18 protein-coding genes are annotated in these 19263 nt (G+C 62.1%); 10 read left to right on the top strand and 8 right to left on the bottom strand.

All coding sequences use genetic code 11. The features are described 5' to 3' along the window. The first annotated feature begins 119 nt into the window (after window positions 1-119). The 3 genes from BCM02_RS27045 (at window position 120) to BCM02_RS27035 (ending at window position 3629) form a co-directional block, all read left to right on the top strand. A complete protein-coding gene (locus BCM02_RS27045) occupies window positions 120-890 on the top strand; it encodes a sporulation protein (protein WP_148932251.1) in 771 nt (256 codons plus the stop codon). Window positions 891-1455: 565 nt separating this feature from the next. Further along, on the top strand, window positions 1456-2592 hold the full coding sequence (locus BCM02_RS27040; RefSeq protein ID WP_148932250.1) for a DNA alkylation repair protein: 1137 nt from the start codon (window positions 1456-1458) through the stop codon (window positions 2590-2592). Then, window positions 2589-3629, top strand: a complete 1041-nt coding sequence (locus BCM02_RS27035) for an FUSC family protein (RefSeq protein WP_148932249.1) — start codon at window positions 2589-2591, stop codon at window positions 3627-3629. Before BCM02_RS27040 ends, BCM02_RS27035 begins: the two co-directional genes overlap by 4 nt. A gap of 117 nt (window positions 3630-3746) precedes the next feature. Here BCM02_RS27035 and BCM02_RS27030 read toward each other — a convergent pair whose 3' ends face one another. Beyond that, window positions 3747-4100, bottom strand: a complete 354-nt coding sequence (locus BCM02_RS27030) for a winged helix-turn-helix transcriptional regulator (RefSeq protein ID WP_187434426.1) — start codon at window positions 4098-4100, stop codon at window positions 3747-3749. 157 nt (window positions 4101-4257) lie between these two features. On the opposite strand from BCM02_RS27030, the gene BCM02_RS27025 reads away from it, so the two are divergent. Next, window positions 4258-5022, top strand: coding sequence for a DODA-type extradiol aromatic ring-opening family dioxygenase (locus tag BCM02_RS27025; protein WP_148932248.1), 765 nt, complete (start codon window positions 4258-4260; stop codon window positions 5020-5022). A gap of 70 nt (window positions 5023-5092) precedes the next feature. Here the strand turns inward: BCM02_RS27025 and BCM02_RS27020 are convergent, their stop codons facing one another. The 6 genes from BCM02_RS27020 to BCM02_RS27000 all read right to left on the bottom strand — a co-directional run bounded on the left by BCM02_RS27020 (window position 5093) and on the right by BCM02_RS27000 (window position 9253). Next, the gene (locus BCM02_RS27020) at window positions 5093-5398 is read right to left on the bottom strand and encodes a transposase (RefSeq protein ID WP_246183577.1); all 306 of its coding nucleotides are present in this window, start codon (window positions 5396-5398) and stop codon (window positions 5093-5095) included. 108 nt (window positions 5399-5506) lie between these two features. Beyond that, window positions 5507-5650, bottom strand: coding sequence for a hypothetical protein (locus BCM02_RS35475; RefSeq protein ID WP_187434425.1), 144 nt, complete (start codon window positions 5648-5650; stop codon window positions 5507-5509). 162 nt (window positions 5651-5812) lie between these two features. Next, window positions 5813-6175, bottom strand: coding sequence for a hypothetical protein (locus BCM02_RS27015; RefSeq protein ID WP_148932247.1), 363 nt, complete (start codon window positions 6173-6175; stop codon window positions 5813-5815). 24 nt (window positions 6176-6199) lie between these two features. Continuing rightward, window positions 6200-6805, bottom strand: coding sequence for a TVP38/TMEM64 family protein (locus BCM02_RS27010; protein ID WP_148932246.1), 606 nt, complete (start codon window positions 6803-6805; stop codon window positions 6200-6202). A gap of 46 nt (window positions 6806-6851) precedes the next feature. Then, window positions 6852-7994: an MFS transporter gene (locus BCM02_RS27005; RefSeq protein WP_148932245.1), complete on the bottom strand. Its 1143-nt coding sequence runs from the start codon at window positions 7992-7994 to the stop codon at window positions 6852-6854. A gap of 44 nt (window positions 7995-8038) precedes the next feature. Next, window positions 8039-9253, bottom strand: a complete 1215-nt coding sequence (locus BCM02_RS27000; protein ID WP_148932244.1) for an MGDG synthase family glycosyltransferase — start codon at window positions 9251-9253, stop codon at window positions 8039-8041. A gap of 369 nt (window positions 9254-9622) precedes the next feature. Between BCM02_RS27000 and BCM02_RS26995 the strand changes: the two genes are divergently transcribed. Further along, complete coding sequence (locus BCM02_RS26995; protein WP_148932385.1) at window positions 9623-10444, top strand: VanW family protein; 822 nt, start codon at window positions 9623-9625, stop codon at window positions 10442-10444. An 89-nt stretch (window positions 10445-10533) separates the two neighbouring features. On the opposite strand, the gene ilvA is transcribed toward BCM02_RS26995, so the two are convergent. Continuing rightward, on the bottom strand, window positions 10534-11820 hold the full coding sequence (gene ilvA / locus BCM02_RS26990) for a threonine ammonia-lyase IlvA (RefSeq protein ID WP_148932243.1): 1287 nt from the start codon (window positions 11818-11820) through the stop codon (window positions 10534-10536). A gap of 537 nt (window positions 11821-12357) precedes the next feature. Here ilvA and BCM02_RS26985 point away from each other — a divergent pair. The 5 genes from BCM02_RS26985 to BCM02_RS26965 all read left to right on the top strand — a co-directional run bounded on the left by BCM02_RS26985 (window position 12358) and on the right by BCM02_RS26965 (window position 19228). Further along, the gene (locus tag BCM02_RS26985) at window positions 12358-13266 is read left to right on the top strand and encodes a GyrI-like domain-containing protein (RefSeq protein ID WP_148932242.1); all 909 of its coding nucleotides are present in this window, start codon (window positions 12358-12360) and stop codon (window positions 13264-13266) included. A 55-nt stretch (window positions 13267-13321) separates the two neighbouring features. Then, on the top strand, window positions 13322-13981 hold the full coding sequence (locus tag BCM02_RS26980) for a DUF2238 domain-containing protein (RefSeq protein ID WP_148932241.1): 660 nt from the start codon (window positions 13322-13324) through the stop codon (window positions 13979-13981). A gap of 73 nt (window positions 13982-14054) precedes the next feature. Continuing rightward, the gene (locus BCM02_RS26975; RefSeq protein WP_148932240.1) at window positions 14055-15266 is read left to right on the top strand and encodes a copper amine oxidase N-terminal domain-containing protein; all 1212 of its coding nucleotides are present in this window, start codon (window positions 14055-14057) and stop codon (window positions 15264-15266) included. Window positions 15267-15623: 357 nt separating this feature from the next. Next, window positions 15624-17414, top strand: coding sequence for an acyl-CoA dehydrogenase family protein (locus BCM02_RS26970; protein WP_148932239.1), 1791 nt, complete (start codon window positions 15624-15626; stop codon window positions 17412-17414). Between the two features lie 65 nt (window positions 17415-17479). Then, entirely contained in the window at window positions 17480-19228 is a 1749-nt protein-coding gene (locus tag BCM02_RS26965; protein WP_148932238.1) for a long-chain-fatty-acid--CoA ligase, read from the top strand. Window positions 19229-19263 lie beyond the last annotated feature (35 nt).

Below are 19263 nucleotides of genomic sequence, written 5' to 3'. Positions count from 1 at the left end.
CGGGGGCGCGGCGAAACCTTCGGCGCGTTCTTCGCGTACATAACGAATAGCATAACGAAATACAGCTGTAATCGGACCGCGAATACCATATCGGGATCAGTTGAGAGGAGCGTTTTTCAATGTTCAATCGTTTTCTTGCGAGTATCGGCATCGGATCGGCCACGCTGGACACCCTGCTGGAGAAGGCGCGTTACACGCCGGGCGAGGAAGTACGCGGCGTCGTGCGGATGAAGGGCGGCAGCGTCGAGCAGGACGTCGACACGATCGAAGTATCGGTCATGACGGAATATATCAAGGAAAGCAATGACCACAAGCATAACGTAACGGTCGCGTTGGCCCGGTTCCACGTGAGCAGCCCGTTCAAGCTGCGCGCCGGCGAACAGAAAGAAGTGCCGTTCTCGTTCGTCCTGCCGCTCGAGACGCCGTTGACGATCGGCCGCGCGCCGGTATGGGTGAAGACGGAGCTGGCGATCCGCGGCGCGCTCGACCCGGGCGACAACGACCGCATCGAGGTCGTGCCGACGCAGGGCATGGCGACCGTGCTCGAAGCGGTGGAGCAGCTGGGCTTCCGTCTGCGCAAGGCGGAATGCGAGTACGCGTCCCGGATCGGCGGGCGGTTCCCGTTCGTGCAGGAGTTCGAATTCGTGCCGACCTCGGGCAGCTACCGCGGCCGTCTCGACGAACTGGAAGTGATCTTCTACAACCGCGGCCAGGAGCTGGAAGTACTGCTTCAGATCGACCGCAAGGCGCGCGGGCTCGCGGGGCTGTTCGCCGAAGCGATGGATATGGACGAAACGTTCGTGCGCGTTCGTTTCTCGAATAGCGAGTTGGCGGCGGGTCCGTATTCGATCTCGCAGGAGCTGGCGAACGTCATTTCCCGTTACGCATAAGCGATGAACGGTCCGCTACAATAACATAAAGCCAAAGCGCGGGGAGCGTCGTTTCAGGAGAGACGCCCTCGCGCTTTTTTTACGTGCTCTTATTCTCCCCCGGATCCAATGCTGTCTGGTTAAGGAAAACGGTTGGTACGGCTGGTGAAGGCAGCCGTGGGCATAGTCGATCGGCTTACGCACAGGCATAAGTCTTAGGATGGACTTCAAAACCCACTGAAGCTTTGTCCGTCAGGACAAAAGCGTGCCCCATTCAAGCCTTCCCGCCGACCGCGAACAAACATGCCAGCACGAAAAAGGGAGTCTGAGCGTTTTCAAAGGAAAACGCACTTCGGAAGCATAGACTTTGGAGCCTCCTCGGCGGAGGAGGTGGGAGGAGGGAGCAACAAAAGTGGGGTCAACGGGGCGCAGCCCTTCTTAACCTGACAGCATTGGCGGAGGGGAAGGGGGAGGGAGGCCTCTGTTTGCCCGCCGAAATAGACGTGTAAAGGTTGGCAGAGCCAGGGCCGCCCGGATGCGGACGTTAGGCGGATCGGCTATAATAGCGGGAGGAGGCGATGCGAAGATGGCCGAGCCATTAAAAGCGATGTATAACGAGCCGTTCCTGCGGCAATTCGCGGCGCTCGTCCATTCGGCATGGACGCCGTTCGACCAAGAACGGTTCGTGGCGCTCGCGCTGGCCGGAGATTGGAAGCAGCTGGAGCTGAAGGCGAGAATGCGGCGGATTACGGTGTCGTTGGGCGCCAGTCTGCCTGAGGCATATAGCGAGGCGCTGGGTATTATGTACGCGATCGACGAGCAATGCAGGGGGTTCCCGTATTTGTTCTTCCCGGACTTCGTCGAGGTGTACGGGAGGGACGATTGGGCGCGGTCGATGGACGCGCTCGCCCGATTCACGGGCAAATCGTCGGCGGAATTCGCGATCCGTCCGTTCATCTTGGCGGAGCCGGAGAAAACGATGGCGCGGATGCTCGAATGGGCGGACGGCGAGGATGAGCATATCCGGCGATTGGCGAGCGAAGGCTGCCGGCCGAGATTGCCCTGGGCGCCGGCGCTGCCCGATTTCAAGCGCGATCCGTCCCCGATTCTGCCGATTCTGGAGAAGCTGAAAGCGGACCCGTCGCTCTACGTGCGCAAGAGCGTGGCCAACAATTTGAACGATATCGCCAAGGATCATCCGGAGCTGGTGCTGGCGGTCGCGCGGCGCTGGATCGGGCATGACGAACGAACAGATTGGATCGTGCGGCGGGGCTGCCGGTCGCTTATTAAAGCGGCCGATCCGGTCGTGATGGCGCTATTCGGCTATGCGGACGAGGCGGCTGCCGCGAACGTGACGCACGCCGCGGTGGACGTGTCGCCAGGCGAGGCGCGCATCGGCGAGACGACGGAGATCCGCTATGCCGCGCAAGTGGGTACGACCGAGGCCGAGGGAACGGAACAGGGGGCGATCAAGCTGCGGCTGGAGCTGGGCGTCGACTACGTCAAAGCAAACGGCAGCGTATCGCGCAAGAAGTTCCTGCTCAAGGAGACGCTGGCCGAGCCCGGGACGCGGATTGCCGGCGTTAAGCGGCTGAGCTGGGCGGACCTTACGACGCGCAAACATTACCCCGGCGCGCACCGGTTATGGCTGCTCGTGAACGGGCGCGAGGTAGCGCAGACGGTGATGCGGCTGCGCGGCGCGGAAGAGGGGGCGGTACCATGACGATCGGGGCGCGCGTCCTGAAGACGGGCCTTGCCGTGGCGCTGGCGATCTATCTCAGCGAGCTGCTGGGTTTCCCGTCGCCGATCATTTCGGCCATTGCGGCCATATCCATTCAACCGTCCATATCGCGGTCGTGGCAAAACACGGTCGATCAGCTGCAGACGAACGTGCTGGGCGCGATTCTGGGCATAGCGGCCATCAAGCTGTTCGGCCAAACGGCGATATCCGTCGGTCTTGTTTGCATCATCGTCATTATGATCTGTATTAAGCTTCGCATGGAAGCGACGATCGCGCTGACGCTCGTAACGGTCGTCGTCATTATGGAGACGGACGGCCAAGGCTGGTGGTTCGCGGTCGAGCGGTTCTTCCAGGTGCTCACCGGGATGGGCGCCGCCTTCGCGGTCAATCTGCTCATCTTCCCGCCGCGCCCGCGCAAGCAGTTCAACGAACAGGTACACGAGGCGTTCAACGAGCTGTCGCTCCTCTTGCGGATGGCGATCTCCAACGAGCTGAAGGAGGACGTCCACCGGAAGGAGAAGGGGAAGCTCACCGGCACGCTGCGCAAGCTGGAGGAGCGCTACACGCTGTTCGAGGAGGAGCGCTCGCTGCTGCCGAGCCGCCGCCTGGCCAGAGCCAGGCAGCTGCTCATCTCCAAGCAGCATATCAAGGCGCTGCAGCAGGGGGCGGATTTGCTGGAGGCGGTCGAGGAGCATTACTTCGCCGCGCCGGAAGCCGGCAAGTGGGCGAAGCAGTTCGACGACCAGATCGAAGATTTGACCAAATACCACGAGCAGATTCTGCTCAAGCTCGAGGGCAAGCTGAAGAACGGCGCTTCCTTCGAGCCGCCGGAGGAACGGGAGGCGCGGCTCGCCATGCAGCTGACCGAATACCTGGTGCAGGACCCGGACGAGCGCAAGCGGCTCGTCTTCGTCGGCTCCGCCGTGTTCGAATATGCCTTCCATCTGCGCAGGCTGGAGCGCCTGGCGGATCAGGTGATGCAGCGGGATGCGGAAGACGCGGAACGCGGCGCCGATTAACGGCATGAATAATCAAGGTCCTTAAGCGACGAACGCCCGCTAGCCGGTTCCGGCAGCGGGCGTTCTCTGTATAGGGCACAGTTAATGTGGAGAATTGAACCGACAACGTACGGTCGTCTAGACGCGGTCTTCCGCGACGATGGCCTCCGGAAAATCCGCCTCGTCCAGCTCGATCCACTCATGCGACCAATGCTCCAGCTCCTTGAAGAGCGGACCAAGGGCAAGTCCCTTGCCTGTCAGCGAATATTCGATGCGAACCGGCGTCTCGGGATATACGTCCCGGCGGACGATCCGCTCCTGTTCCAGCTCCTTCAGCCGCTCGGACAACAGCCGGCCGCTAATGGGCATGGCGGATTCAATGTTGCAAAATCGCTTGGGGCCGTTCAGCAGCTGATGAATGATCAAGCCGGTCCAGCGTTTGCTGATCAGCTGCATCGCTTTATCGAATTTGGGACACATTGAATCATGCATTGTCATCACCTCGTTGACTCTATTATAGCCGTTAATGACGCAAATGAATAGGTGCTAAAGAAATAATAGTTACTTGACATATAACCGCTTTCGATATAAATTTGATTACATTAAGTAACTTGTTAGTGAATGATAAGTAACGGAAGGGGATGTATTTATGCTGCCGGCTTTATTTTTGGCGCACGGATCGCCGATGCTGGCGATCGAACAAACCGATTACGCCGCGTTCCTCGGGGAACTGGGGAAGCAGTTTCAACCGAAAGCGATCGTCGTCTTCACCGCGCACTGGGAGACCGAGACGCTCGCGATGACCTATACGGACGACGTGTACGAGACGATTTACGACTTCGGCGGATTCCCGGATGAGTTGTACCAAATCAAGTATCCGGCAAGAGGATCGAAGATCGTGGCGGACATGTTGGAAGCGAAGTTTGCGAAGCAGGGTATTGCGGTAAGGCGAGACGCCGAGCGAGGACTGGACCATGGCACGTGGACGCTGCTGCACCGGATGTACCCGAAAGCGGACATCCCGCTCGTGCAGCTGTCGGTCAATCCGTATCGTTCGCCCGAGGAGCATTATCGGATCGGAGAAGCGCTGCGGGGACTCGGCGAGCAGGGGATTCTGGTGATCGGCAGCGGCGTGACGGTGCATAACCTGCGCATGATCAAATGGGGACAGCGGGAACCGGAGGACTGGGCCGTCGCATTTGACGACTGGCTCATCGAACGGATGGGAAGCGGCGACGTAGATTCGTTGTTCCGCTACGAGGAGCTGGCGCCCGGTGCTCGGATGGCGGTGCCGCGCGCGGAGCATTTCGTTCCGCTGTACGTCGCGCTCGGGAGCGGATCGAAGAAGACGCCGGAGATCCTATTCCGCGGCTATGACATGGGGACGCTGAGCTATTTGTCGTTCGCGCTTTAACGCCGTCTATTATTAAAAAGCGAAACCCCGTTGAATGGACAAAGACGTCCTTCGGCGGGGTTTCGCGCTTTTATTTCTTGGAGGCTTGGCGATGGCGAATCTTGTGCGGGCTGTGCGAACGTTCGTGACCGCCGGCGTCGTTGCCAAGGGAATCGTCTTTGGGCACTAGGCGCGGATCGGTCTCGCCGTTGTGATGGTTCTCGAAGTCAAGTTCGACCAGCTGCCATTCGCTCGTTCCCATCTGCGGATCGGCCGGGAACGTCTCTCCGCGCTTCAGCTTCTCTTCGCGGCCCCACTCGTTGCGGTAGACGCCGTCGACCTCGACATGCTCGTCGGACATCGGCTGCATCTCGTAATGGTTCTGCTCTTCGCTCATGATTGCGTTTCCTCCTTAACGGACAATGGCGTTCTTGCTTAAGCCGGCAGCTTAAGCCGGCAGCTTAAACCGACTGTCATCGCTTAGCATGCCCGGCTTGCGGAAGGGTTATAAGCCGTGCTTGCGCACCGCCGCGCTGTCCGCTTTGGACTGCATGGCGCTCGCCTTCGCTTTGCTTTTGCCGGAACGGTCGGCTTCGGATTGCGCTTGGCTGGCTTGGTTTTGCGCTTCGGACGGGAATTCGCCTGACATGGTGCAAACCTCCTTATCGTGGGTAAGCTGCATCGCAATGAATTGCTTCTACAGTGTGCGCGGAAGCGGGCAAACTATGTATCGATCCCGGCGGAAAACGATGCGCCCCGATAACGGCAAATAAGCCATGAACGTCCCGGCGAGGACGCGCATGGCTTCTTGTTATTGCAGGCGAAGACCGCAGGATGGGCAGTCCGCGTGCGCCTGCGTGACCGTCTCGCCGCATCCCGGGCACGGCTCCGAATAAGCGTGACCGTTCGCGGCGGGCGCTGGCCGTTCTTCCTTGCCGGCCGCCGTCTCCTCCGCGGCTCCGCTCCCGGGCCGCAGATGGGCGGGCGTGCCGAATAAAGTCTCGACGAAATCCCGAATTTCCCGATGCTTATCCGAATCGCTCGTCGTGATCCGAATGATCGCGAACATCGCGCCGACCAACCCGAGGGCGAGCAGCAGCACGCCGCCGGTGGCCAAGCCGCTGATCCATCCGGCCAGCGGGAGCGGATTCAGGCCGTTCCCCCACGTCAGCAAGTTTCATTCCCCCCGCATCGTCCGTTATTTCAACTGATAGCGCGACTCAAGCTTCTTGCCGCCGAACCACATGACGACGATCATGACGACCGCGACCACGATGCGCCACGGCTCCTCCGCCAAGTCCGCGATGTCGAAGCTGAGGACGGAGACGCCGAAAATCATGACGGCCTTGCCGAGCAGAACGGCCAACAGGAAGGAGCGGAACGGCACGTTGCCGATGCCCGATACGATATTGATGAGAGCCGAAGGGGAAAACGGAAAGCAGGCGAAGAGGAAAATCGGCGTGAATCCGCGGTGCTCGACCCAGTCGAAGAACTTCTCCATCTTGGGAAACCGGCGCTGCAGCCAGGGACGGAACCGCCTGCCGAGCTTGCGGGCCAGAATGAAGACGATAAGGGAACCGGCGCTGACGCCGATCCAGGAGTAGAGCGAGCCGAGCCATAGGCCGTAAATGTTCGCGTTCGCCGCGACGAAGACGAGCAGGGGCAGGATCGGCAGGAACGACTCGACCATCGTCAGCGCGATGCCCGGCAGGGGGCCGAGCACCGAATAGCTCTGGAGCGTTCGCTGAAGATGATCGAGGTCGAGCTGCTTCAGTTCGTGAATCCACTGATTGATTTGACTCATGGGTTAGGCGATCTCCTTAAAATAAGCGAAGGCGCGTAAGGCCTCTCTACGTAAACGAGCGGAACGGGAACCAAATGTAGAAGAAACCGATCACGCCGTACAGCACGGCGCTGTACAAGACGACGGACGGCTCGCCCATCGAGGCGGCCAGCACGCCGCCGACGACCGGACCCAGCATGCCGCCGATGCCCTCCACCGTGGAGAAGATGCCCCAGCCGAGGCCGGCCTGCTGAGGCGGGACATAGTTGGCGATGAGGGCGTTCCACGCGGGCAGCAGCGCGGCGTACGAAAGGCCGAGCAGACCCGCGAGCGCCATGCTGACGCCGATCGAGGGCTCCGTCGACAGCAGATAGAGCGCTACGCCGATGAAGACGAAGCCGAACACGAGGAACCACTTCTTGCCGCCCAGCCGGTCGGACAGCCGGCCGAACGGGATCAGGCCGGCCGCCGTGCAGGCGCCGCCGGCGAGCAGCAGCAGGGAATATTGAGCCCCGCTCAAACCCAGCCGGTTCTCCGCGAAGCTCGGCAGAATCGGCACGAGCATGCCCGCGCCGCCGGTCTGCAGGATCATGCCGGGCAGGAGCAGCTTCGTGTGCCGCAGCCGCTCGCCCAGCACCTTGAACTGCTCCCGGATCGGCAACGACACGACATTCGTCGCCTTGGCCCCCGAGATCAGCAGCGAGAGCAGCCAGCAGAGCGCGGACAGCCCCAGCAGAATGTAGTACGTCGCGCTAATGCTGTGATCGATGACGAAGTTGCACACGACCGGGCCAGCGCCGAGTCCGACCAGCCAGATGGTGTACAGGAAACCCATCTGAGTCGCGCGTTTCTCTTCGCTTACCCGCGTCAGGCAGACGATCCAGATCGGCGAGATCCCGACGCCGTACAAGGCGGAAGCGACGATGAACAGCCACGGCGAAGAGGCGAACTGCAGCAGCGCGATGCCGGCGAGCGAGGTCAAGAGGCCCACATGGACGACGAACCGGATGGAGAACCGGTCGAGCAAGGCGCCGATTCCCATTTTGAGCGCCGTATCGGTTAAGTAATGGGCGGTGATGGCGATGCCGATGACGTCGAAATTCAAGCCCAGCGTCTTCTGCCCGAAGACGGGCAGAAAGCTGACGAGCGCGGCGCCGCGGACGAATTCGACGAGAAACAGAATCACGGAGAACAAGGCGATCTCCGGCATGAACAATCGCTTCGAAATTTCCCTCACGTCCTTGGGTAGTCAGGTCAGAAGCCTCCGAGAGCCGCATCGTCCGCATGGGTGGTAACGGATGCGGCGGCCGGACGCGCTTCTTCCATTATATTCAAGCTGGATAAAAAGTCTAATGCGATCGTGTCCGCGGCGTACCGGCGGCCAAGCCGCGCGAGCGCCTGCTGCATGTTCTTTAAACGAAGCGGATCGCCCAGGAGTTTCAAGATTTCTCCTGCAAGCTCTTCCGTATCGTTCGTCAGGACGGCCGCGCCGCAGCGCGCCAAGTAGCGGGCGTTGCGCAGCTCCTGCCCGGGCACGGGCGAAGGGGTGAACAACGGCAATCCGCTGGCGAGCCCTTCGGCGAGCGTCAGCCCGCCGGGCTTCGTGACCATGCAGGCGGAGAGCGCCATCAATTCGTGCATATGCTCGACGTAGCCGAACACGCGCAGCCGTTCGGCCGCGGGAGGCGCTGCGAACGTCTCCCGCAGCGAGGCCGCCAGCTTGGCGTTGCGGCCGCACACGACCGCCACGAGCGGCCCCGGGCAAGCCAGCAGCGCCTCGCATAGGCCGATGACGTCGCTCATCTGGCCTTGGGCGCCCGCCATGACGAGGACCGCCTGCGAGCCGGCGGGAATGCCGTACTTCGATCGCAGCGGGGGACTGACGGTCACGCTGCCGAAGCCGCGCCGCAGCGGGATGCCGCTGACGCAAATCCGCGGATACGGAATGCGCCGTGCAATGAGCTCCGCGCGCATATCCTCGGTCGGCACATAGTAACGGTCGATATCGGGGTGTACCCATCGGCCGTGAAGATCGAAGTCGGTGACGACCGTGTACGTCGGCACCTGGAGACCGAGCTGCTTCCTGATTTCGGGCATCGCCAGCAGCGGGAACGTGTGGAATACGGCATCCGGCCGGTGCGTTTGAAGCAAGCTTCGCAGCTTGGCCCGGCCGAAGGAATGGAGCCATTGCGCGAAGAGGGAGTCATGACGCATCGGGCGGGTGGCGTCATAGACGAAGCCATATAACTCCGGCAGCAGCGTGAAGCTTTTGGCGTAGAGCTGTTTGGTCACCGCGTTCATCCAGGGATGCGCTTCGGCCAGCAGATCGACGAGGATCATGCGGCCGGCGCCGCGACTCTCGAACGCTTCCTGAAGCGCGCGCGCGGCCTGCAGATGCCCGTCGCCGAAGGATGCGTACAACAGCAGCACCTTCGGGCCGCGTCCTGGCATTGATTTCTCGATGCTCATGGGGAAAACACCTCCTGAGCCGATCGTAAACCGTCTTTGTCATGCGAATGTGAACGCGGCGTGAAACGTTTGTTAGCCTCGGGCATGCCTTCTAGTTCTGGTATAACCTAGGCGGCGGCGAATATACGCCCGAACCGGGCGGCGGGCGAAACTTTTAGACTTTCTTTAAAATACAAGCATTTATAAGTTTCACGTTTATAAATCCTCTTGTATTTTTCCGGAACGAAACTTTCGTCCCCGCAAAAGACGGGGCTAGTCGTTTCGCCTTATTGCTGGTTTAAAGGAAGTGGAAATAAAATGAAGATGCGAGAGTGAACGGTAATGATAGAGGAGGGCGATTCCATCGTGCGATTGCGTCGTCGTTTGCGCATGCCGGGCGATACGAACCCGGTCAAGCGATCCGCGCTGCGCCTGGCGGCGGGGAAGCGGTATTTTACATGGAAAAGACGGTTGTACTGGTGGTTCGGGGGCGTAACCTACGCGAAGCGGCGGGAGGCGGGTCCTCTGCCGTACCCGGTCTTCCGCCATGACACGCCGACGCTGCGGAAGCTGAAGGACGTGGAGATGTGGATGCAGCATAACAAAGAGATCAATCTGGCGCTCGCGGCGCGGCGGCTAAGCGGCATCGTCATCCGACCGGGGGAGACGTTGTCCTATTGGCGGACGATCGGCAAACCGACGAAGCGGAAAGGCTACGTGCCCGGCATGGTGCTGTTCTACGGCGGCTTCAAGGCCGGCGTCGGCGGCGGGCTCTGCCAGCTGTCGAACCTCATCTATTGGATGACGCTGCACTCGCCGCTGACCGTAACGGAGCGGCACCGGCACAGCTACGACGTGTTCCCGGACGCGGGACGGACGCAGCCGTTCGGGAGCGGGGCGACGTGCGCGTATAACTATTTGGATCTGATGATCCGCAACGACACGGAAGCCGACTTTCAGCTGGTACTGGAGCTTCGCGACCACCGCCTGTACGGGGAGTGGCGGTCGACGGCGGCGCCGGTGCTGCGTTACGAGATTTACGAGCGGGAGCACAGGATCGCGCAGGCATACTGGGGCGGGTACGAACGCAGCAACCGAATCGGGCGCCGAACGTGGAACGCGGCGGGCGAGCTGGTCGCCGACGAGCCGATCGCCGAGAACCGCGCGCTCATGATGTACGCGCCGCTGCTGAAGGCGGAAGGGAGCGAATAGCGGGCGTTCGCTATTGGCGCTCGGCGCGGCAACAAGGCGCGCATCCCCTACGGTCGAAGGAATGCGCGCCTTGTCGGCTTGCCGCCGCTCTAAATCAGCAGATTAAAGAGCAGCGGGTCTTTGTTCAGCTCGAGGAACTGGTACCCTTTCGCCCGCATGCGGGCTACCAGCGGCTCGTAGTCCTGACGGTGCTTCAGCTCGATGCCGACGAGCGCCGGGCCGTTGTCCTTGTTATGCTTCTTCGTATATTCGAATCGGGCGATGTCGTCGTCCGGACCGAGCACTTCGTCGAGGAATTCGCGGAGCGCGCCGGCCCGCTGCGGGAAATTCAGCATGAAATAATGCTTGAGCCCCTCGTAGACGAGCGAGCGCTCCTTGATCTCCTGCATCCGGTCGACGTCGTTGTTGCCGCCGGAGATGACGCAGACGACCGTCTTGCCGGCGATCTGCTCGCGGTACAGGTCGAGCGCGGCGACGGTGAGCGCGCCGGCGGGCTCGGCCACGATCGCGTTCTCGTTGTACAGGTCGAGCAGCGCCGTGCACGCTTTGCCTTCCGGCACGACGACGATATCGTCGAGCAGCTCTCGGCACATGCGGAACGTAAGATCGCCGACGCGCTTGACGGCCGCGCCGTCGACGAACTTGTCGATGGTCTCGAGCGGCTGGACGCTGCCGGCTTCGAGCGATGCCTTCATCGACGGCGCGCCTTCGGGCTCCACGCCGATCAGCTTCGTCGACGGCGACACCGCCTTCACGTACGCGCCGACGCCCGCGGCCAAGCCGCCGCCGCCGATCGTGACGAAGACGTAGTCCGGCATGGACTCGACGGCTTCCATGATCTCCTTGCCGATCGTGCCGTTGCCCGCGATGATCTTCGGATCGTCGAACGGGTGGACGAACTCCATGTCGTATTTCTCGCTGGCCGCGATCGCCTGCGCGTATGCGTCGTCGAACGTATCGCCGGTCAGGATGATCTCGACGTCCGGTCCGCCGAAGAACGCGACTTGATTGACCTTCTGGCGCGGCGTCGTGCTCGGCATGTAAATTTTGCCGGGGATGCCGAGCGTCTGGCACGAATATGCGACCCCTTGGGCGTGATTGCCGGCGCTGGCGCACACGACGCCGCGGGCCAGCCGGTCGGCCGGGAGCGACTTCATCAGATGGTACGCGCCTCTGAGTTTGAACGAACGGACGACCTGCAAGTCTTCGCGCTTGAGCAGCACGTCGCAGCCGTACCGCGCCGACAGCACCCGGTTATGTTGCAGCGGCGTGCGGACGACCGCGTCCTTCACGTGAATTTGCGCCTGCGCGATTTCGGCCATCCCGATTCGGCCGTATTCCTCCTGCGGCTTGAAGCCGCCTCGTTCCTTCTCCATCCCGATCGCCATCCTTCTCTATATTGTTGGTCTGCCAAATAAAAAATCCCGCCCCCGTTCAGGGGCGAGATGTGCTCGCGTTACCACCCTTGTTCATTGCCGCCGCCTGATAGAAGACCGGGCGACCCATGCGCTCTGCCGCGTACCACCATACGCGCTCCTTGTAACGGCGGATACCGTCCGAGCTTACTTCGCGTTCCCCGCGTTACGCAGGTTCGGCGGTTCGGCCGGGCTTCTCGGGGAGGATGCGAAGGATGAGGTTCATCCGCGTCCGGCGGCAAACATCGGCTTTCAGCGCAAGGCCGATTCTCTGGGGATTGCCTATGGCGGACGTGCGTGTTCCCGTCTACGAATGTGGACTATCGTCTGATTAGTTTTGTTATACTCCCGCCTGTTGCGAAAGTCAAGGATTGTTTCCTTCGGCATCCGCAAGCGCGGGCCGGGCGCTTTTGGGTTGCGGCTCCGGGGTAAACAGAAGGAAGGATGATTATTTTTCATAAGCAGCACGTTCGTTTTATACCATAAGGAGGGATTGCGATGGCGATTCGCGATACGATGGATATACGGATGAAAGCCAAGGGCGCCATGACCGAGGAGATTCGGCTCGTAGGCTTCCGGGGCATCCAGCCGCACGAGACCGAGCAGGTGCTGTTCGGGCAGTTGAAGGAGCGAGGCGGCGAAATTCCGCATATGCTCGGAACGGAGACCTACCTCGTCACGCTTCGCGACGGGCTGGTCGCGGCGAGGCGGGTGTCGGCGTTCGGCGAGCTGCCGCCGGGCATGATCCCGTTCACGCTTCACCCCGCGGAGCATCTGGTCTTCCGGTTCGAGGAGCGGCAGATTCCGGCGTTCTGGCGGCATTTTAACGAAGAGGCTCATCGGGAGGCGTACAATCTCGATTTCGATCAGCCGAGATTCGAGGTGTTCACGGATGCGCTGCAGCCCCGGGGGATGACCGAGATCTACGTGCCGGTCCGGAAGCGGGAAGTTCGGGTGGTGGCGCGCGGCGAGATGCTGCTGGCGGGCATCCGGATTCCGGCGGCGTATCGGGACGGGGCGGCTTTCCTGGACTGGGCGCGTAGCGAAGGCGCGGCTCGGCTTGAACGCATTACGGGCAGGATCGGGGCGGACGGCTGGATCCGGCTCTTCACGCCGGCGGGCGCGGAAGGCGCCGAGGAAGAAGGCTGGCTGTGCGCGCAGGTCGACCGGGAAGGCGACGCGCCCGAGGCGGAGACGGTGCACGCGATTCCGGCGCAGTCCTACGCGGTGACGGAGCACATCGGTCCGGCAGCGGCGGCGGATTTCGCGTACGCGCTCCTTCGAAATTGGGTCGCGGCCCACGAGTACGAGCGCATCGGGCGCATTCAGCAGCTGGAGATGTACGAGACGATCGATTTCGAAGCCGGGCTGGTTCGGGCGTGCGTGTACGAACCGATCACGGTTTAGGGCGATCGAGGGATAAGAATCAAGACGAGCAGAGATAGAATCGGGGGTCGTATAGATGCCGGAACTTTCGCAACGTAATGATGATGCGTCCGCGCACGCATGGGGAGTCAAGCCTTTCCGCGACAACCGGACCCTGCAAGCGGCGCTGATCGCGTTCGCGCTATTCTGGTTATGGATGGGCTATGATCCTTACCGCATATTCAACTGGTGGCTGGAAAATCTGCTGACGTTGCTGGCCGCGGCGGGGCTCGTCGCGACGAGGCGCTGGTTCGCCTGGAGCAACGCCTCGTATTTGCTGATCCTCGCCTTTATTGCGCTGCATACGGTGGGCGCCCATTATTCGTACAACGAGACGCCGCTGGACCGCTGGCTGGACGCGCTGTTCGATTTCGAGCGCAACCACTTCGACCGGGTCGTGCATTTCGCGTTCGGCCTGCTGACCGCTTACCCGGCCTATGAGTTTCTGCGGCGCGTCGCCGGCGTTCGGCATGGCTGGGCCTGCGCGATCGTCCCTTGCGTCGTTTTGGCGTTCGGCGCTTTCTACGAGCTGATCGAAATGTGGGTGACGTCCGTTCTCGATCCGGAACGCGGCGCGCTGTTTCTCGGCTCGCAGGGCGATCCGTGGGATGCGCATCACGACATGGAAGTCGCCCTCTACGGCGCGATCATCGCCATGCTTGCCACCGCCTGGATAAAGGGTAAAAAGCACCATTGACGGTAGGGCCTTCGATCCGTTAATCTAGCATCGATTGATCGATAGACTATATTAACTATTAGGAGCTGTTCTCTTGAAATCTTCCCTGATGAAGCGTAGTTCCGCATTATTGGTTGGCGCCGCATTGACCTTGTCGTTCGCCCAGCCGGGCATGGCCGCTCAGGCCGCCGCGCCGAGCCCGATCAAAGTCGTCCTCGCCGGCGAAGAGCTGGCGATGAAGGTCGCGCCGGTCGTGCAGTCGAACACGGTGTACGTCGAGTTCCGCACGTTGTTCCAAGCGCTCGGCTACGAGGTCGGCTATGATGCGAAGACGAAGAAAATCGTCGGCGAATCCGAATCGACGCGCATCCAGATGCAGCTCGGCACGACGAACACGCTCGTGAACGGCAAGGCGACTCAAGGCGCGGTGAAGCCGATCGCGGTTAACGGCAGCACGCTCGTGCCGCTGCGCTTCGTCGGAGAAGCTTCGGGACTGGACGTGACTTGGAATAATAAAACGCGGGTCGTCGAGCTGAACTACCCGGTGCCGACGGAGAAGGAATACGCGGCGCTGACCGAAGTGCTCGCCAAGCTGGAGACGGCGTCGAGCAGCGCGGAAAAAACGGGTTATCTGGCGCTCTTCGCCGCGAACTCGCCGCAGCTGGCCGATCTGAAAGCGCAGCTGGAGGCGGCGGACGAAGACGACATCCGCACCGATACCGTATTCGACGACGTGGAGCTGCTTGCATTCGACCGCAAGACGGCAGTGCTGTCCGTGGAAGCGACCACAACCAAAGAAGCGGGCGAGACGCGTTTCTATCTGGAGCAGAACGATCTGCTGACGATTACGGTCGACTTGCAGGCGGACGGTTCCTGGAAGATCTACGATCTGACGGTGGACGACACGATCTATCCGGGCGCGGAGGAAGCGGTTAAGCAAAAACCGGCCGTGCCGGACGCGGATAAGGCGGCGATCCTCGCCGTGCTCGAAGCGAACGTGAAGGCGCTGAACGACGAGAACGCCGAGGCGTTGGCGGCGACGTACAGTTTGAACGCGGCCGAGAAAACCGACTTCGTCGATTACTACAAGGAGTTCTTCGCCGATTACGACGATACGTTCTCGCATGACGCGATCAACATTTTCGTCTACGAAGAAGGCGTGGCGCACGTCTCGTTCATCGAGCACGAGCAGGGCGACGATGCCCACTACAGCACGCATTATATCTACACGATCGAGAAGTCGGCCGACGGCAAATGGCTGATCAACCCGGACGTGAAGCTGATCAGCTCCGAGGAGCTGGAATAGGATCGCAGGCGCAGCCCCTTTGGGGCTGCGTTTTTTTGTGCGCGGAGAGAGAAGCGCTGCGGCGGGTGGCCAATGAAAACGCGAAGAACCGCAACTTTTCTCTTCATCCCGGGACAACAAGCGCGGGGCCGCATAAGATGCGGAGGAGAACTAAATAAGGCTCCGGCAGACAATGGAGCGGTCGGCGATTGGCATTACGCCCGCCGGGCGGACATAGATATAAATACTTAACGATTCATGTAAGCGCTTACCGCTTGTCCTGGCTGTTCTTCTCCCCGCAGCGCAGCGCGTTGGAGACAACGGAAAGTCTGACACGGGAAGCTTCAGAAATGCAGAAGCGCGGAAAGGGGCATCCGTATGGCAAACAACGGGACGAACCGATGGGGCGGACGCTTCGTGGTCGACGATATGCCGCCGGAATTGACGACGACGCCCGAGGACTTGACGGAGGAACAGCTGGCGTACGGCAAGACGGCCGCCGCTTTCGCGGCTGCCGAAGCGTCCCGAACGCCCGATCCCGCCGCGTTCGATGCGGCCGCGACGAAGGCGAGTCTGCGCGCGGCCGGCGATCTAGGCCTGCTTGGCGCGGACGTGCCGGAGGTCTTCGGCGGTCTCGGCTTAGACTGGGCGAGCTCGACGCTGCTCGCCGAGAAGCTCGCGGCGGCGGGCTCGCTGGGCTTGACGATGAACGCGCACGCCGGAATCGGCACGCTGCCGATCGTCTTATTCGGCACCGCGGAGCAGAAGGCGCGGTACTTGCCGGATCTCGCGGCCGGCAAGCGGATCGCGGCGTACGCGTTAACCGAGCCGGGGGCGGGTTCGGACGCGCTGCGGATGAAGACGACGGCCAGGCTGTCGCCGGACGGGACGCATTACGTCCTGCGGGGCGCGAAGCAGTTCGTCAGCAATGCCGGGGCGGCCGACGTGTTCGTCGTCTTCGCCAAGGTGGACGGGGATTATATCACGGCCTTCATCGTCGAGCGGGGGATGGACGGATTCGAGATCGGTCCGGAAGAGCGCAAGATGGGCATTAACGGAACGTCGACCTGCTCCCTGCACTTCGACGATACCCCCGTGCCGGCGGACAATGTGCTGGGCGAGGCGGGTTACGGGCATGCGATCGCCTTCAACGTGCTTAATATCGGACGCTTTAAATTGGCGGCGCACTGCGTCGGCGGCGCGAAGGAAGCGCTGGCGGCGGCTGTCCGTCATGCGGGCAAGCGCAAGCAGTTCGGCCGGACGCTAACCGCGTTCCCGCTTGTCGGGGCCAAGCTCGCGGACATGAATATCGCGGCGTACGCGGCGGAAAGCATGGCGTACCGGACGGCGGGACGGCTTGAGGACGCGCTGCGGGGAATGCGCGCCGAGCACGCCGAAGCGGACGGGAACTGGGAGGCCGTCTCCGCGATGCTGGAAGAGTATGCGATCGAATGCTCGGCGAACAAAATATTCGCCACGGAAGCGCTAGACCGGATCGTCGACGAAGCGTTGCAAATCCACGGCGGATACGGGTATATGCAGGGCAGCGCGGCGGAGCAAATGTACCGGGACGCGCGGGTTCACCGGATCGTCGAGGGCACGAACGAAATCAACCGGCTGCTCATCCCGACCGCGCTGATGAGGAAGGCGCTCCGCGGCGAGCTGCCGCTGCTCCGCAAGGCGCGCGCCCTCCAGCACAAGCTGCATCAGCCAATGCCGCTGCCCGCTTTTACCGAGCCGCTGGCGAAGGAGACGTACCGGATCGGCCAGGCGAAGACCGCATTCCTGGCGGTGGGCGGACTGGCGGTGCAGAAGTACGGGCTCGGGCTGGAGCAGCAACAGGAGGTCATGTGCGCGCTCGCGGACATGATGATTCAGATCTACGCGATGGAGAGCGCCTGCCTGCGCGCGCGCAAAAGGCTGCTCAGCGCGGAGGGCGCGTCCGGATCGCAGCTGGCTGCCGAGATGACGGCCGTGTTCGTGCAGGAGGCGATGGACCGTATCGATGCCGAAGCCAAGCGGGTGCTCGCGACGCTGGAGAGCGGCGACGCGCTGCAGAGCCAGCTGGGGATTCTGCGCAAATTGATGCGGGCGCCGCTCTCCGACACGATCGGGCTCAAACGCGGTATCGCGGCGGCCGTGATCCGCACGGGCGGCTACATCAGCTAACGCGATCGATCCGGCCGCGCCCGGCGCCAGGCAAGCGGCCGATCCTGAAGTGGGGGGAATCGTCGATGGAGCAAGAGAGGGAGAAAGAACGGCTATGGTACAGGCACTATCCGGTGGAGGTGCCGCCCGCGGTCGACATACCGGACGACGCGGTCCACGAACTGCTGATCCGCGCGGCGGAGAAGTATCCGCATCATGACGCGCTCGATTTCTTCGGCAAGCGCACGACGTACGCCAAGCTATGCGCGGATGCCCGCCGGATCGCGGCCGGCCTGCAGGCGGCGGGCGTGGCCAAGGGCGATCGGGTGGCGATCATGCTGCCGAACTGTCCGCAGGCCGTCGCGGGATATTTCGGCGCGCTGCTGGCGGGCGCGATCGTCGTCATGACGAATCCGCTGTACGTCGAGCGCGAGCTCGTCCATCAATTGCGGGACAGCGGGGCCAAGGCGATTCTGACGCTCGATCTGTTATATCCGAGGTTAGCGGCGGCCCGCGGGGAAGACCCGGAGCGAGGCCCGCTTCCCGGGCTGAAGCACGTCATCGTCGCCACGATGCAGGAGGCGCTGCCTTTCCCGAAGAACGTCCTCTTCCCGCTGACGAAGCGCGGGACGAAGCGCGCGCCGATTCCGTACGGCAGCCATGGCGTGATCGCCTACGGGCGGTTTCTGGCCAGCCCGACCTCGGAGCCGGCTCCGTTCTCGCCGAATTCCGGCGGCGACGTCGCGCTGCTGCAGTATACGGGCGGGACGACCGGCTTGCCCAAAGGGGTCATGCTCACGCACCGCAATTTGATCGCGAACGCGCTGCAGACGGCGGCCTGGTGTTACCGGCTGGGAGACGGGAAGGAGCGCTTCCTCGCCGCGCTGCCGCTGTTTCACGTGTTCGGATTGACGGTATTAATGAATCAGGCGGTTCTGCGCGGCGGGCTGCTTATTTTGCTGCCGCGATTCGAGCCGACGGCGGTGTTGAAAGCGATTCACAAGAATCGGGCGACCGTATTCCCGGGGGCGCCGACGATGTACATCGCGATCATGAACGCGGCGAAGCTGCATAAATATGATTTATCGTCGATTGAAGCATGCGTCAGCGGCGCGGCGGCGCTTCCGCTGGATGTTCAGCAGCGATTCGAAGCGATCACCGGGGGCAAGCTGACCGAAGGCTACGGCATGACCGAGTCTTCGCCGGTCACCCATGCCAATCCGCTCTGGGGCAAACGCAAAACCGGCTCGATCGGGGTGCCCCTTCCGAACACGGAAGCCAGAATCGTCGATCCGGACACCGGCGAAGAGCAGTCCATCGGCGCCGTCGGCGAGCTGCTCGTCCGGGGGCCGCAGGTGATGCTCGGCTATTGGAACAACACGGAGGCGACGGCCGCCGCGCTGAAGGACGGATGGCTTCATACGGGCGATCTGGCGGTGATGGACGAGGAGGGCTATTTCGCCATCGTCGGCAGGCGGAAGGACGTCATCATCGCCGGCGGATTCAATATCTATCCCCGCGAAATCGAAGAAGTGCTGCACGAGCACCCGGCGGTTCGGGAGGCGGCGGTCATCGGCATTAACGATCCCTACCGGGGCGAGAGCGTGAAGGCGTTCGTCGTCGCGGTCCAGGACGCGTCCGTGACCGAGGATGAGTTGAACCGCTGGTGCAGGGAACGTCTGGCCGCCTTCAAGGTCCCGCATCAATACGAGTTCCGCGCCGCGCTGCCGATGTCGATGATCGGTAAAGTGCTGCACCGCAAGCTGTACGAGGAAGAGGCGGCGAAGAGCTGTACGCGGCCGGAGGACGGGGCGAGCGGACAACCGCCCGGCTAACGCCGGCATGGGCGATTTTCGCCCCGGCGGCCTAG

This window comes from Paenibacillus methanolicus (assembly GCF_008124765.1).
GTDB lineage: Bacteria > Bacillota > Bacilli > Paenibacillales > Paenibacillaceae > Paenibacillus_Z > Paenibacillus_Z methanolicus.
Note: the sequence above shows the minus strand (reverse complement) of the source record. Positions and strands in the feature narration are given on the sequence as shown.